The 13,970-nt window shown below is 64.7% G+C and carries 14 protein-coding genes; 4 read left to right on the top strand and 10 right to left on the bottom strand.

All coding sequences use genetic code 11. The annotated features are described in order from the left end of the window. Positions 1–129 precede the first annotated feature (129 nt). The 4 genes from LZ016_RS14685 to LZ016_RS14670 all read right to left on the bottom strand — a co-directional run bounded on the left by LZ016_RS14685 (position 130) and on the right by LZ016_RS14670 (position 4,493). Complete coding sequence (locus LZ016_RS14685; protein ID WP_241448201.1) at positions 130–2,298, bottom strand: prolyl oligopeptidase family serine peptidase; 2,169 nt, start codon at positions 2,296–2,298, stop codon at positions 130–132. A gap of 96 nt (positions 2,299–2,394) precedes the next feature. Then, positions 2,395–3,168, bottom strand: coding sequence for an exodeoxyribonuclease III (xth, locus tag LZ016_RS14680; RefSeq protein ID WP_241448200.1), 774 nt, complete (start codon positions 3,166–3,168; stop codon positions 2,395–2,397). Then, the gene (gene erpA / locus LZ016_RS14675) at positions 3,165–3,497 is read right to left on the bottom strand and encodes an iron-sulfur cluster insertion protein ErpA (RefSeq protein WP_241448199.1); all 333 of its coding nucleotides are present in this window, start codon (positions 3,495–3,497) and stop codon (positions 3,165–3,167) included. The genes xth and erpA overlap by 4 nt, the downstream gene beginning before the upstream one ends. Before the next feature lie 48 nt (positions 3,498–3,545). Then, entirely contained in the window at positions 3,546–4,493 is a 948-nt protein-coding gene (locus LZ016_RS14670; protein ID WP_241448198.1) for a M23 family metallopeptidase, read from the bottom strand. 362 nt (positions 4,494–4,855) lie between these two features. Between LZ016_RS14670 and LZ016_RS14665 the strand changes: the two genes are divergently transcribed. The 3 genes from LZ016_RS14665 (at position 4,856) to LZ016_RS14655 (ending at position 8,322) form a co-directional block, all read left to right on the top strand. Beyond that, complete coding sequence (locus LZ016_RS14665; protein ID WP_241448197.1) at positions 4,856–6,010, top strand: phosphoserine transaminase; 1,155 nt, start codon at positions 4,856–4,858, stop codon at positions 6,008–6,010. A gap of 85 nt (positions 6,011–6,095) precedes the next feature. Further along, entirely contained in the window at positions 6,096–7,679 is a 1,584-nt protein-coding gene (gene serA, locus LZ016_RS14660; RefSeq protein WP_241448196.1) for a phosphoglycerate dehydrogenase, read from the top strand. A 127-nt stretch (positions 7,680–7,806) separates the two neighbouring features. Then, positions 7,807–8,322: a hypothetical protein gene (locus tag LZ016_RS14655; protein WP_241448195.1), complete on the top strand. Its 516-nt coding sequence runs from the start codon at positions 7,807–7,809 to the stop codon at positions 8,320–8,322. 6 nt (positions 8,323–8,328) lie between these two features. Here the strand turns inward: LZ016_RS14655 and LZ016_RS14650 are convergent, their stop codons facing one another. Next, complete coding sequence (locus LZ016_RS14650; RefSeq protein ID WP_241448194.1) at positions 8,329–9,003, bottom strand: protein-L-isoaspartate(D-aspartate) O-methyltransferase; 675 nt, start codon at positions 9,001–9,003, stop codon at positions 8,329–8,331. A 107-nt stretch (positions 9,004–9,110) separates the two neighbouring features. Here LZ016_RS14650 and LZ016_RS14645 point away from each other — a divergent pair, with 107 nt between their 5' ends. Further along, on the top strand, positions 9,111–10,400 hold the full coding sequence (locus LZ016_RS14645; RefSeq protein ID WP_241448193.1) for an adenylosuccinate synthase: 1,290 nt from the start codon (positions 9,111–9,113) through the stop codon (positions 10,398–10,400). Here the strand turns inward: LZ016_RS14645 and LZ016_RS14640 are convergent. Genes LZ016_RS14640 through LZ016_RS14620 form a run of 5 tightly spaced genes read right to left on the bottom strand, consistent with a single transcriptional unit; the run spans position 10,397 to position 13,907 of the window. Continuing rightward, the gene (locus LZ016_RS14640) at positions 10,397–10,669 is read right to left on the bottom strand and encodes an acylphosphatase (protein ID WP_366512934.1); all 273 of its coding nucleotides are present in this window, start codon (positions 10,667–10,669) and stop codon (positions 10,397–10,399) included. The two genes, LZ016_RS14645 and LZ016_RS14640, sit on opposite strands and share 4 nt — an antisense overlap. After that, positions 10,669–11,103, bottom strand: coding sequence for a nuclear transport factor 2 family protein (locus tag LZ016_RS14635; protein ID WP_241448192.1), 435 nt, complete (start codon positions 11,101–11,103; stop codon positions 10,669–10,671). The genes LZ016_RS14640 and LZ016_RS14635 overlap by 1 nt, the downstream gene beginning before the upstream one ends. Further along, the gene (fabI, locus tag LZ016_RS14630; protein WP_277622783.1) at positions 11,100–11,903 is read right to left on the bottom strand and encodes an enoyl-ACP reductase FabI; all 804 of its coding nucleotides are present in this window, start codon (positions 11,901–11,903) and stop codon (positions 11,100–11,102) included. Before fabI ends, LZ016_RS14635 begins: the two co-directional genes overlap by 4 nt. Next, complete coding sequence (locus LZ016_RS14625; RefSeq protein WP_241448190.1) at positions 11,900–12,934, bottom strand: YihY/virulence factor BrkB family protein; 1,035 nt, start codon at positions 12,932–12,934, stop codon at positions 11,900–11,902. Before LZ016_RS14625 ends, fabI begins: the two co-directional genes overlap by 4 nt. 25 nt (positions 12,935–12,959) lie before the next feature. After that, positions 12,960–13,907, bottom strand: coding sequence for a DnaJ C-terminal domain-containing protein (locus LZ016_RS14620; RefSeq protein ID WP_241448189.1), 948 nt, complete (start codon positions 13,905–13,907; stop codon positions 12,960–12,962). Between the last annotated feature and the right edge of the window lie 63 nt (positions 13,908–13,970).

Below are 13,970 nucleotides of genomic sequence, written 5' to 3'. Positions count from 1 at the left end.
GACCGACTGATCCCGAATCCTCGGTCCTAAGCCTAGAGTTATGCCTGACCATTTTGAATGGACGTTCGCTCGCGACTCAGATCAGATGCTGGCTGCTAAAGAACCTCTGACGGCTCCGAGAGAGGCGCGCTATTTCGCCGAAGCAACGCCTCCATTCTGCGCGAGACGCCATTTGATGAACGTCAGGATGTCGGCGTAGAGCTCGTCGCTCTGCGTCTTCGTTGAGCCGATGCCGTGACCCGCATCCTCGTCCACGCGCAGGAGCACCGGGTTCTTCGTGCCCGAAGCCAAGAGGCTCGCCGTCAGCTTGGCCGGTTCCCAGCTGGACACGCGCGGGTCGTTGAGGCCGGTCGTGATCATGATCGGCGGGTAGTGCGTGCCCGGCTTCAAGTGATAGATCGAGTCCATCGCCAGCAGGTTCTTGAATCCCTGCTCGGTCTTGATCGAGCCGAATTCCGGGATGTTCGCTGGTCCGCTGAGCGAGAACTCCATCCGGAGTGGATTGGCGGACGGCACCAAGTCGAACACGCCAGCGAAGAGGTCGGGCCTCGACTCCATCGCTCGGCCCATTGTGATTCCCCCTGCAGAGCCGCCGCCGATGAACAGCATGGACTTGGTCGTATAGCCGCGGGCGATCACGTCTTCCGCGCAGGCGATCAGGTCGAGCCACGTGTTGGGCTTGTTGGCGTCCTTGCCGCCGAGACGCCAGGTCTCGCCCAGCTCGCCGCCGCCGCGAACGTGGCAGACGGCGTAATCGATGCCCTCGCGAAGGGTCATGTTCACGCGCGAGCCGAAACCGGGGAATTGGGAGATGCCGTATGAGCCGTAAGCCCACAGCAACAGCGGTCGCGGATGCGTTCCGCCGGCCGCGGTCAGATAGCTCAGCGGAATGGCCGTTCCGTCTGCCGCTTTGGCCGTGAGGTCCTCGATGCGGAACTGCTTCGGATCGAAGCCCGCAGGAGTCATCCCCAGCTTCAGATCGGTGAACTGGCCGGTCGACGGCGCGAAGGCGAGCGTCGTCGGCGGAGTGGTCCAACCCTCCACCTGGATAATGGCTCCGGGCTCGCGCGGATCGGCAAACAGTTCGCTGATCGACCCCTTGAACGGAAGGGGCAGCGCCTGCTCGGGCCCGCCATCGAGCGGTACCTTGAAGAGCTCCGAATAAACGCCGCGGCGCGCACGAACATACAGCCCGTCGGCGGCGGCAGAGATGGATTCGATGAGGCGACCGGGTTGCGCTGGGACGATGACCTTGGCGTCGGAGATGTGCTGACCGGCTTCCATCGATAGCACCTGGAAGGTCGGGGCGTCCTTGTGGCTGAGCAGGTAGATGCGGTTGCCCGAAATCGCGGCGTTGGTGACGTCGTCCGAACGCGCCGCGAGCGGCTTCCAGGCGACATTGGGTTTCAGCGCATCGGATAGCGGCGCCGTCCACAGGGCGATCTCGTTCTGGACGCCGTTAGCGCTAATTGCGAGCGCGAGATCGCTCCCCGGCGTCGTCGCGATCAAGGGGAACTCATCCTCGGTGAACGCAAGCGTCCCAACGCCCTTTCCGAGCACCGGAACAGGCGGATTCTGCAGATCCCATACGTACGTCCGGCTGTTCTTGTACTTGTTGATCGAGGAGGCGCCCGGCGCGAGTTCCTGGAAGATGTGGACGAACATCTTGGTGCCGTCGGGCGTCCAGTTGTTCGCTCCGAATTGAGCGCGCTCGATCGGTCCCGCAATCGTCTTACCCGTGGCCACGTCTATGACCGTGAGCTTGGCGTTCTCGGAGCCTCCTTCGGACAGTCCCACGGCGACTTTCGAGCCGTCCTGCGAAGGCTGGAAATAGTTGAGCGCCATTGCCTTGCCGCCGTTGGCAGCGCGGAGCGCCGCGACGTCGACCAGCTTCTTGGTCGTCCCGTCCGGGTTGCGCACGAGCAGGTCGAAATTGTCCGCGCCAGGCGAGCGCTCCTCATAAAAGGTTCGGCCGCCGGCCTGCTGAATCGAGTTCACGAAATCGAATGAGCCGGTGAACGCGCTCAACCTGGAGAGCATGTCCGCGTGACCCGGAAGAGCGTCGAGGAAGGCGCGCGAATAGCGGCCTTCGGCCTTCATCCAGTCGACGACCGACGCGTCCTTCTCATCCTCCATGTACCGGTAGGGATCGGTGATCTTGGTGCCGAAATGCGTCTCCGTGACCGGCTTCGCGGGCGGCGGTGCCGGTCGAGAGGCAGGAGCCGCGAATGCCTGATGTTGAAGAGCAGTGCTGGCTAGAAGGACGGCGCAAGAAACCCACACACGCGTGAACGACATCGCGATTCTCCCCGGTTACCCAGGTCACGATCTGTAGCTGTTAACGTGGATCAGGACCATTCACCAAAGGTAAGGTCATCCTTGTAGGGCCGATGCTTAGGCGAGTTCGACCCAGGTCGGCGCGTGGTCCGACGCTTTCTCTTCCGCCCTCGCCCACTTGTCGACGCCGGCGCCCTGCAAGCGGTCCGCGGCTTCGGGAGAGCACAGCAAATGGTCGATGCGAAAACCGGCGTCACGCTGCCAGCAGCCTGCCGTGTAGTCCCAGAACGTGTAGAGATGCGCGTCCTGCGGGTGATATGCGCGCAGCGCGTCAGTCCAACCCTGGTTCATGATCCGCCGCCACTGGTTGCGCGTTTCGGGCTGCACCAGCGCATCATTGGCTGCGGCGCGCATCGAGAAGACGTCGCGGTCCTCAGGGACCACGTTCCAGTCCCCCGCCAGGATCGTCGGCCGTTCGTCCGCGAGGAGCGTCGCGGCATGCTCTTCCAGCCGCTGCATCCAGTTGAGCTTGTAATCGAACTTCTCGGTGCCGATCGGATTGCCGTTCGGAAGGTAGAGCGAGGCGACCACCAGCCCGCATGCTTCCGCCTCGATGTAGCGGCTATGCGTGTCGTCGGGATCGCCGGGAAGGCCGACGCGGCGGATTTCCGGCGTATCGCCCTTCACGAGGATCGCGACCCCGTTGAAGCCCTTCTGGCCGTGCCAGACAGCGCCGTATCCAGCGCCTTCGATGTCGGCGATCGGAAGCGCGTCGTCCGCGCACTTCAGCTCCTGCAAGCACACCACGTCCGGCTTCTCGCGGTCGAGCCATTCGAGCAGGCGCGGCAGGCGCGCCCGAATGCCGTTCACGTTAAAAGTCGTCAGCTTCAAACGGAGAAGCTCGAGCCGCAGCCGCAGCCCGAGGCCGCGTTCGGATTGGTCACCTTGAAAGAGGCCCCGCCGAGATCCTCGACGAAATCGACGGCGGACCCGCGCACCAGGTCCAGGCTCATCGGATCGACGACCAGCTTCACGCCGTCGGTCTCCGCAATCGAATCCTCTTCGTCCGGCGCATCGGCCAGCTCGAACTTATAGGTGAACCCGGCGCAGCCGCCGCCATCGACCGCAAGGCGCAGGATAGCAGGCTTGGACTGGCGCGCCGCGATCCAGGCGACGCGCTTCGCAGCGCTTTCAGTCAGGGTGATTTGGGGCTCGCTCACGAGAAGCGAGATAGGGAGGCGCCGCCTGTGCGGCAAGCGCGCCCGGTCTTACTTGCCGCCGCTCGGTCCGCCGAGAGCGACCTGGTCCATCGAATGCGTGCCGGCATTCTTCTGCATGGCGACGAGATAGTCCGTCGACTTCATGAAGGGGATCGGGTTCACCGGGCGGCCATCGATCCGCACTTCGTAGTGCAGGTGGCTGCCGGTCGAGCGGCCCGTCGAGCCCATGCGGGCGATCAGTTGACCGCGCGTGATGCGGTCGCCGGCGTGAACCAGGACCTGCGACAGGTGGCCATAGCGCGTGGCAATGCCGCGGCCGTGGTCGACCTCGATCAGATTGCCGTAGCCGCCATTGTTCCAGCCGGCGCGAAGCACGGTGCCGTCCGCGGTCGCGTAAATCGGCGTGCCGTAGGGGCCGGCGAGATCGATGCCGGGGTGCATCGCGGCAGAGCCACGGAAGGGATCGGAACGGACGCCGTAGCCGCTGGTGAAAGCGGCGGTTTTCACCGGCTTGTCCGAAGGAACTGCAATTGCGCCCGACGCGAGATTGTCGAGCTTCTTCCAGCTGCTGAAGAGCTGCTTGAACGTGGGATCGCCGTTGGCGGCGTCGAACGGACCGCCGCGGCCATCAGTCGCGGAGGCCGGCGTGAAGCCAAGGCGCTCGAGCGTTGCGGAGTCGATGTTCTCGCTGGCGAGTGCAGCGGCGAGAGCGCGCTGGCGTTGCTCGATGACTTGAACGCGGCGCTCGGTCTCTGCAGCGAGCTTCGCAAGCTGAGCAGAATACTGGGAGGTCTGGGCAATCTGGGCGACGGGCTGTGCTGGGGTCAGGACGCGGGCGAGCGCATAGCTCGACCATGCGACGAGAGCCAAAAGGCCTACGAAAGCGAGGATCTGAATCGTGGCCGAAAGCCGGAATCGACGGAGCTGCGCGCCGTCATGGACGAAAAAGTCGCGGTCGCGGAATAAACCCGACGTCGCCGCCAACACCGTAGACATGACCCCTCGCTCCACCAATGCGGCTCGTGCCGAAGCGCGATGCCGACTATCCATCGATTTAAGGAGCTCCCCAGCCCCACATGCCCGCGAACTTGCCCTCATCCGCTGGCGAGAGGGAGACTGTCCCGGGGGGGTTAATGAATTCAACCTTCAGTTCCGCTTACCGGGATGAGCCGTCCGCTCAACGCGGTGAACCGTGCGATTCGCGCCGAATGGGCGAAAGCGTAACGGGTCCGAATCGGTCTTGTGCGCTGAACAGTAAGAGATTCGGCTCTGCCTTGCGGCCGCCACATTCGCCGCTAGAACCGTCCGCGGGCCACGCCGTCCCAACGCGGCGCGCGCTCTCTGTGAGGAGAGTTACATTGCAAGACCAAGAAGCAGGCGCGCTGTTGCGCCGGCCAAAGCCGACTACCCGCCCCGCCCGTCCGTTCTTTTCGTCCGGACCCTGCGCCAAGCCGCCAGGCTGGGACCCATCCAAGATCGCCACCGAATCGCTTGGACGCTCGCACCGCGCCAAGATCGGCAAGTCGCGCCTCCAATATTGCATCGACCTGATGCGCGAGCTGCTCGGCCTGCCCGACACGCATCGCATCGGCATCGTCCCTGGATCCGACACGGGCGCCTTCGAAATGGCGATGTGGGCGATGCTCGGCGCCCGCCCCGTTACCACGCTCGCTTGGGAGAGCTTCGGCGAAGGCTGGGTGACCGACGTCGCCAAGCAGCTTCAACTCGATCCGACGATCATCCGGGCGGACTATGGCGAGCTTCCGGACCTGGACGCGGTCGACTGGTCGAACGACGTCCTCTTCACCTGGAACGGGACGACCTCGGGCGTGCGCGTTCCCGACGGCGACTGGATTGCCGACGATCGCGAGGGTTTGAGCTTCGCCGACGCGACGAGTGCAGTGTTCGCCTATCATCTTCCGTGGGAGAAGATCGATGTGGCGACCTTCTCCTGGCAGAAGGTGCTGGGCGGCGAAGGCGGCCACGGCGTCCTGATCCTCGGCCCGCGCGCCGTGGAACGGCTGGAAAGCTTCACGCCCGACAGGCCGCTTCCGAAGGTCTTCCGGCTCGTTTCCAAGGGCAAGCTGACCGAGGGCATCTTCAAGGGCGAAACGATCAACACGCCGTCGATGCTCGCGGTCGAGGACGCCATCTGGGCGCTGGAATGGGCGAAGTCGATCGGCGGCGCGAAGGCGCTTCAGCAGCGCTCCGACGCCAATGCCGCGGCGCTCGACCGGATCGTGCAGGAGCGCAGCTGGCTGAACCATCTTGCGACCGACCCGGCAAGCCGCTCGACGACCTCCGTCTGCCTGACGATCGAAGGCGCGGATGCCGACTTCATCAAGGCCTTCGCAGGCCTGCTCGAGAAGGAAGGCGCGGCGTTCGACATCGCCGGCTACCGCGATGCTCCCCCGGGCCTCCGCATCTGGTGCGGGGCAACGGTGGACACGTCCGACATCGAGGCGCTCGGGCCCTGGCTCGACTGGGCCTACGAGGAAGTGCGCTCAGCTTAACAGTCGCGCTCCTGCGAAGCAGGGAGCCCAGCCCAATCACAAGAGACGGGTTCCTGCGTGCGCAGGCACCCCGCAAGGAAACACAATGACCCAACCCAAAGTGCTCATCTCGGACAAGATGGATCCGACGGCGGCAGCGATCTTCCGCGATCGCGGCATCCACGTCGACGAGATCACCGGTAAGACCCCCGATGAATTGAAGGCGATCATCGGCGACTATGACGGCCTCGCCATCCGCTCGTCGACGAAGGTGACCAAGGAGATCCTGGACGCAGCGGCGAACCTTAAGGTCGTCGGGCGCGCGGGGATCGGCGTCGACAATGTCGACATCCCCTCCGCAACGGCCCGCGGCGTCGTCGTGATGAACACGCCCTTCGGCAACTCGATCACGACTGCCGAACATGCGATCGCGCTCATGTTCGCGCTTGCCCGCCAGCTGCCGGAAGCGGACGCTTCGACGCAGGCCGGCAAGTGGGAAAAGAACCGCTTCATGGGCGTCGAGGTGACGGGCAAGACGCTCGGGCTGATCGGCGCCGGCAACATCGGATCGATCGTCGCCAGCCGCGCGCTCGGCCTTCGCATGAAGGTCGTCGCTTACGATCCTTTCCTGACGCCGGAGCGAGCGATCGAGCTTGGGATCGAAAAGGTGGAATTGGACGAGCTTCTGCGCCGTGCCGATTTCATCACCTTACACACCCCCCTGACGGACCAGACGCGCAACATCCTCAGTCGCGAAAATCTGGCGAAGGCCAAGCCGGGTGTGCGCATCGTCAATTGCGCGCGCGGCGGATTGATCGACGAATCTGCACTGAAGGATGGACTGGAGTCCGGGCACATCGGCGGCGCGGCGCTCGACGTGTTCGAGACGGAGCCCGCGAAGGACTCCCCGTTGTTTGGGACCCCGAACTTCATCTCGACGCCGCACCTCGGTGCTTCCACGAACGAAGCGCAGGTGAACGTCGCGATCCAGGTCGCGGAACAGATGAGCGATTATCTCCTGCTCGGTGGCGTGACGAACGCGATCAACATGCCCTCGCTGTCCGCCGAAGAGGCGCCGCGCCTGAAGCCGTACATGGCGCTTGCGGAAAAGCTGGGCAGCCTTGTCGGGCAGCTCTCACACGGCAACATCGCCGGCCTGTCCATCGAGACCGAGGGCGCTGCGGCGGAACTGAACATGAAGCCGATCACCGGCGCCGTGCTGGCGGGATTCATGCGCGTCCATTCCGACACGGTGAACATGGTCAACGCGCCGTTCCTGGCGAAGGAGCGCGGGCTCGATGTGCGCGAAGTCCGGCACGATCGTGAAGGCGATTATCACACGCTGCTGCGCGTCACGGCCGAGACCAAGACCGGCCCGCGTACGGTCGCCGGAACGCTGTTCGGCAACTCCGCTCCGCGCCTGGTCGAGTTGTTCGGAATCAAGGTAGAAGCCGATCTCGTCGGCGACATGCTCTACGTGGTGAACGAGGACGCGCCGGGGTTCATCGGCCGCCTCGGAACCGCCTTGGGCGAAGCCGGGATCAACATCGGCACCTTCCACCTCGGGCGGGTCGAGGCAGGCGGCGAGGCCGTCTTGCTCCTGTCCGTCGACGAGCCGGTGAACTCCGACGTTATCGCGAAGGTCGAGGCGCTCCCGGGCGTGAAGCTCGTGCGCGCGCTGAAGTTCTGACGACAGAGCGGCGATCGCAAGTTAAGTGCTCAAGTTTACGGCCGCCGGAGGATGCTCCGGCGGCCATTTGCTCTTGCTCGCCCTGAGCGCTGGTGCCACTCTGAGTGCTTCACGAGGGAGGCGTACGATGAACGCTCGTGGTTTCAGCCTCGCGGCCGCTGCAACGGTCCTGTTCGCGGCAAGCAGCGGCCTTAGCGCAAAGACGACGACCTACGATTGCACCGCTGCCGGCGGCGCCTTTTCGCAGATGACCCATGCGACAGGTGGCGGGAATCCCGCCATCTCCGGAAACGTGCAGGTGAAGCAGCTTGGCACCGACTCCAAGGTGCTTCCCACGGCCACGGTTCGGGTCTCGACGAAGAAGGACTTCGTGGCGTTGCAGCTGACGCCCGAGCGACCGGATTCGAAGAAGGTGCTCGTCCGTGTGCGTAACGGCACCGGGTCGGAGGAGGAGTTTGCCGAACTCGGGACGATCTCGCTCGACCAGCCGATCTCATTCCGGATCGATCTGCTGAAGAACGAGGTGCGGGTGACTGCCGGCGATCAGAGCGTCACGGTCGAGCAGATGATGCGGGGCAACCCGACCGTCGCGCTGACCTGTTCGACGGGCTCTTTCCAGTTCGCCGACTTGTCGTTTGGCTGATCGCGTTCAGGCAATTTCCTCGAGCTGGGTGAATCGCACCGGCATGATCTGCCGCGTCTCAATCTCGCCACCCGCGGATTTCTCCACGACGCTCAGCTGCTGAACGTCGTCACCGCCTAGAGGGATGACGATCCTGCTGCCGGGGCCAAGCTGCTCGATCAGGGCCAGCGGCACTTCCCGCGCCGCCGCGGTCACGAGGATTCTGTCGAAGGGCGCGTGGTCGGCCCAGCCCCGCGAACCGTCTCCCACTCTGACTTCGACGTCGTAGCCGAGGGCCGCGAAGCGTGTCTTGGCGGCTTCCGCGAACTCTTCGACGACCTCGACGCTGAATACCTTTGCCCCCATGTCCGCCATGACCGCGGCTTGGTAGCCAAAGCCGGTCCCGATCTCGAGGACTCGAGCCCCGGGTTGAAGGTCCAGCAGCTCGAGCATCAGCGCGCCGATGAAGGGCTGCGATATCGTCTTGTCGAAGCCGATCGGCAGCGGCGTGTCCTGATATGCCATCAGCATCAGGCTTTGAGGCACGAAGAGGTGCCGCGGGACGTCCATCAAGGCGCGGCGAAGCTGCGGATCGGGCTCGTCAGTGCCGATCTCCTCGCCGGAGAGGTCGAAATGCATCTCGATGATCTCGACCATATGCCTGCGGAACAAGGCCAGGTGCTGCTCGGTCATCGGCTTCATGGCTGCTTCCTTGTACGCCGAACGGACCCCAGCCGCACCCGTTCCAACGGCTGGACGCATCGGCGATGGGTCCCTAGGAGCGCCGGGGCCTCAAAAAGGAATTCGACTTGGGCAACGTCACGGTCATCGGCGCGCAATGGGGCGACGAGGGCAAAGGAAAGATCGTCGACTGGCTTGCCAGCCGCGCCGACATGGTCGTCCGCTTTCAGGGTGGGCACAACGCCGGACACACGCTCGTCGTCGGCGGCGAGACCTACAAGCTTTCGCTGCTTCCGTCGGGCATCGTCACCGGTACGCCATCGGTGATCGGCAATGGGGTCGTCCTCGATCCCTGGGCGCTCAAGAGCGAGATCGAGCGTATCCAGGGCCAGGGCGTGAAGGTCACGCCGGAAATCTTGATGCTCGCAGAGACCTGCCCACTCATCCTTCCCATCCACCGCGATCTCGATGCGTTGCGCGAGGATGCGAGCGGCGCCGGCAAGATTGGCACCACCCGCCGCGGCATCGGTCCTGCCTATGAAGACAAGGTCGGCCGCCGCGCCATCCGCGTATGCGACCTCGCGCATCTCGACGACCTCGACCCGCTTCTCGACCGCCTATGCGCGCACCACGATGCACTTCGCGCCGGCTTCGGGGAGCCGCCGGTCGATCGCGAGCGGCTGCGCAACGACCTCGCCGAAATTGCCGAGTTCGTCCTGCCCTTCGCCAAGCCGGTGTGGCGCGATCTCGACGCCGCGTTCCGCCGCGGGAAGCGCGTTCTCTTCGAAGGGGCGCAGGGCGTGCTGCTCGACGTCGACCACGGCACCTATCCATTCGTCACCTCGTCCAACACGGTCGCGGGCGCGGTCGGTCCGGGCACGGGTATGGGTCCGTCCGCCGCCGGCTTCGTCCTAGGGATCGTGAAGGCCTACACGACGCGCGTCGGCTCCGGCCCCTTCCCCACCGAGCTCGAAGACGAGGTCGGACAGCGGCTCGGCGAGCGCGGCCATGAGTTCGGCACCGTGACCGGCCGCCGCCGTCGCTGCGGCTGGTTCGACGCCGTGCTCGTTCGCCAGTCCGTGGCCGTCAGCGGGGTGACCGGCGTCGCGCTGACCAAGCTCGACGTTCTCGACGGCTTCGAGACGGTCAAGATCTGCACCGGCTACCGCATCGACGGCGAAGAGTTTGATTATCTTCCGCCGCACGCCACGGACCAGGCGCGGGTCGAGCCCGTTTACGAGGAGATCGAGGGCTGGCCGGGCTCGACGCGCGGCGCGCGTAGCTGGGCCGACCTGCCGGCCCGGGCAATCAAATATGTCCGCCGCATCGAAGAGCTGATCCGCTGCCCGGTGACTCTTGTTTCGACGTCGCCGGAACGCGACGACACGATCCTCGTGCGCGATCCGTTCGCGGGCTAGCGGCGGACTTCGAAGCCCTCCAGTCCTTCGACTTCGGCCTCGCGCACCCGGACGTTCGCGACGCGCGCGCTCGCGGGCCCATCGCCGATCAAATCAACGAGCCAGTTCACGGCTCCCTCTTCGCCTTCGAGATGGGCTTCGACGGACCCGTCCGGACAGTTGCGGACCCAACCGGTCACGCCGAGCCGCTCGGCCTGCTCCTGAGTCCAGCCACGGAAGAAGACGCCCTGCACCCGGCCGCTGACGCTGACGTCCCGGGCGATCGTCATCAGGTCCGCTCGGCACCGACCATGTAAGTGATGGTGCGATCCACTTCCGAAGGCGGTGCGGAATAGCGGGCGCAAACCTGCCAGCCCTGACCGCTACGCCGCCAGATGTCGGTGAGGAAGAAGCGCCCCGACCGGTCTTCCCGCCCCAGGGAGGCATCCTGGTCGGCAACCGACGACATTGCCACGATGTCGCTACTTAACCGGTGAAACTGCACGTGCTCGTACGAGAAGCGGGTGCAGGTGTACGAGCCGAGTGCGAGTTCGATCCAGGTTTCCCGGTCGAAGTGATAATGAGGCGCCGTCGCCACTACGAGCGAGTAATCGACCGCCATCACGCTTTCGAGTGCCCTGCGGTTCTTGTCCCGCCAGGCTCCCATCCAGCGCTCGGAAGCGCTGAGGATGTTGTCGAAGTCATTGGCGGACTCGGCGCTCACACTGTCGCTATATCAGGCGCGTCCTCGGCTTTCATCCCAACAACGTTGTAGCCGGCATCGACGTGGTGGATTTCGCCGGTCACTCCGCTCGCCAGATCGGACAGCAGGTACAGACCGGCACCGCCGACATCCTCGATCGTCACGTTGCGGCGAAGCGGCGAATTATACTCGTTCCACTTCATAATGTAGCGGAAGTCGCCAATGCCGCTGGCGGCGAGCGTCTTGATCGGTCCCGCCGAGATGGCGTTTACCCGAATGCCTTCCGGCCCAAGGTCCGCGGCGAGATATTTTACGCTGGTTTCGAGTCCCGCCTTGGCGACCCCCATTACGTTGTAGTGCGGAATGACCTTCTCAGCACCGTAATAGCTGAGCGTCAGGAGCGATCCGCCCGGCTTCATCATGGCGCGGGCGCGCTGGGCGACGGCGATGAAGCTGTACACGGACACGTTCATGGTCAGCAGGAAATTGTCGACTGTCGTGTCGACGAACTTTCCGCGAAGCTCGTTCTTGTCGGAAAAGCCGATGGCGTGGACGACGAAGTCCAGGGATTCCCACTGGGCCTTCAGGTCCTCGAATGCCTTGTCGAGCGCCTTCATGTCCGACACGTCGCAATCGATCAGGAGTTCCGACCCCAGCTCCTGCGCGAGCGGCCGCACGCGCTTCTCAAGCGCTTCACCCTGATAGGAAAAGGCGAGCTCAGCGCCCTGCTCGCCCAAGGCACGGGCAATGCCCCACGCGAGCGAGCGGTCGTTCGCAAGGCCCATGATCAGGCCTCTCTTGCCCTTCATCAATCCGCTCAAAGCTGCGGTCCCTCTTTCTCAGGCATACGCTCTACATCCTCCCCCGGCTGGGGCTCTTCGACGTCCAGCTGGTCCGTGTACGGACCGGAATAGATCTCGCCCTTTAGCGCCGTCGCACCGGCTTCCGCCAGCGCCGCGTTCAACTCTGCGCCCATCACGACGCCCAAGCCGACCATGTAAAAGAAAATGAGGACGATCATCACGCCGGCGAGGCTGCCGTAGGTGAGGCTGTAGCCGCCCAGAAGACCGATCGCCTTGGGAAGTAATTCCGCAGTCAGCAGCCACCAGGAGGTGATCAGGAGCGCGCCCGGCCATTTTCGGCACCCGCGGCGGCGATATCGCAAGGGCGTCAGCAAATAGAAGATGAAGTAAATCGTACAGTAGAGCGCGACGGCGGGGATGACGCGGTACAACGCCAGCGTGTCGGACACGTCTTGGGCAAGCGGGATCCAGGCTTCGACGGCGCGCTGGACGGAGCTCAGCACCACGCTCGCGGCCAGTGCGAACAGCAGCAGGATGACGGCGCCGACGATCAGTGCCATCGACGCCAGCCGATACTCCCAGAAGGGTGCGCAGAACCGGACGCCATAGGCGCGGCGCAAGATGTCGCGGATCGTCTCGATGAAGCTTCCGACGGTCCACAGCGCGACGATGGCGCCTATCCACAGCAGCGGCCCCGTCCGGGCAGTCAGAACTTCCAGGACCGGCTCCTGCAGCACGTCCGCGACCGCGGGCGGCAATTGGGCAAGAACGGTTATGACAGTCTTATGCGCGGCGTCGGATTGGTCGAGAATCTGCGCGACCGCCGCCGCGAGGATGAAGAACGGGAAGAGCGCCAGCAGCGACAGATAGGCAAGGTTGCCGGCGTGGATGAAGCCGTCGTTGTACACGCCGACGGCGACGCGCTTCATGACTTCGATCGGATGCGTGTGCGGCCGCAGCTTCTCCGCCACGTCTCGCCCGAATGCCGCGCGGAGGCTCGCCGCCCGCTTGCGACGTTCCTCAGGGGCTAGCGGCGAGTGGTCCTGCATCGGGTGGGTCTACAGCCTAAGGCTGTTAAACCCCAAGTGCGGCGCGCGGGTTGCCCCCGCCGCTCCATTTCTCGGCGAATTCCTGCAGTTCCGCATCGCCGGCAGGCAGGTCGACTTCCAGCGAGACGAGCTGGTCGCCGCGCTTGCCGCTCTTGTCGTGGAATCCGCGGCCCTTCAGGCGCAGGACCTTGCCTGAGCTGCTACCCTTCGGGATCGTCAGCATGACCGGCCCGTCGGCCGTCGGCACCTTCACCTTCCCGCCGAGAACGGCCTCTTTGAGCGTAACGGGTAGGTCGAGGCGGATGTCGTTGCCCTCGCGCCGATAGAAAGGGTGGGGCGCGATCGCGATGGTGACGATCGCGTCGCCCGGGCCGCCCGGCCCCTGCTCGCCCTTGCCCGACAGGCGGATCTTCGTCCCGTCCTCGACACCGTTCGGAAGCTTGAGGTCGATCGTCTTGCCGTCGGCGAGCGTGATCCGCTGCGGCCTGAGCGTTGCCGCCTCCACGAACGGCACCGTCAGCCGGTACGCGATGTCAGCGCCCTTCTGCGGGGGGCGGGCACGCTGACGAAAGCCGCCGAAGCCCCCCGAGCCGCCACGGCGCCCCGTTGCACCGCCGAAAAGGCCTTCGAACAGGTCGCTGAGATCCGCAGTGTCGCCGCCGGGGAAGCCGCCTTCGAACCCCTCGAAGCCGCCCCCTGCGCCCGGACGCGGCCCGCCTCCGCCGCCGAAACCGGCGCCGAAGGGCATTTTCGGTTGGCCCTGCTCGTCGATCTCTCCGCGATCGTACTGCGCGCGCTTGTCCTTGTCGGACAGCAGGTCGTAAGCCGCCGTGACCTCGGAGAAGCGCTTGGCCGCGTTCGGGTTGTCCTTGTTGCGGTCGGGATGAAGCTGCTTCGCAAGGCTGCGATACGCCTTCTTGATTTCGGCCTCGCTCGCGCCGCGCTGGATACCGAGCGTTTGATAAAGATCCATGGTGCCCCAATGCCGTAATACACCGCGGGTTTCCAGATGGGTTGCGGCTGAGGCGGCTCCAAG

Origin of the sequence: Sphingomonas telluris (genome assembly GCF_022568775.1) — a bacterium.
GTDB lineage: Bacteria > Pseudomonadota > Alphaproteobacteria > Sphingomonadales > Sphingomonadaceae > Sphingomicrobium > Sphingomicrobium telluris.
This window is presented reverse-complemented; position numbering and strand designations above follow the sequence as displayed.

What these genes read in the sequence shown, in the direction of transcription:
- serA (WP_241448196.1), top strand. Translation starts at nt 6,096, where the DNA reads ATGACCCAACCCAAAGTGCTCATCTCGGACAAGATGGATCCGACGGCG.
- LZ016_RS14685 (WP_241448201.1), bottom strand. Translation starts at nt 2,298, where the DNA reads ATGTCGTTCACGCGTGTGTGGGTTTCTTGCGCCGTCCTTCTAGCCAGC.
- LZ016_RS14620 (WP_241448189.1), bottom strand. Translation starts at nt 13,907, where the DNA reads ATGGATCTTTATCAAACGCTCGGTATCCAGCGCGGCGCGAGCGAGGCC.
- LZ016_RS14650 (WP_241448194.1), bottom strand. Translation starts at nt 9,003, where the DNA reads ATGAAGCCGATGACCGAGCAGCACCTGGCCTTGTTCCGCAGGCATATG.
- LZ016_RS14655 (WP_241448195.1), top strand. Translation starts at nt 7,807, where the DNA reads ATGAACGCTCGTGGTTTCAGCCTCGCGGCCGCTGCAACGGTCCTGTTC.
- LZ016_RS14670 (WP_241448198.1), bottom strand. Translation starts at nt 4,493, where the DNA reads ATGTCTACGGTGTTGGCGGCGACGTCGGGTTTATTCCGCGACCGCGAC.
- LZ016_RS14640 (WP_366512934.1), bottom strand. Translation starts at nt 10,669, where the DNA reads ATGACGATCGCCCGGGACGTCAGCGTCAGCGGCCGGGTGCAGGGCGTC.
- LZ016_RS14625 (WP_241448190.1), bottom strand. Translation starts at nt 12,934, where the DNA reads ATGCAGGACCACTCGCCGCTAGCCCCTGAGGAACGTCGCAAGCGGGCG.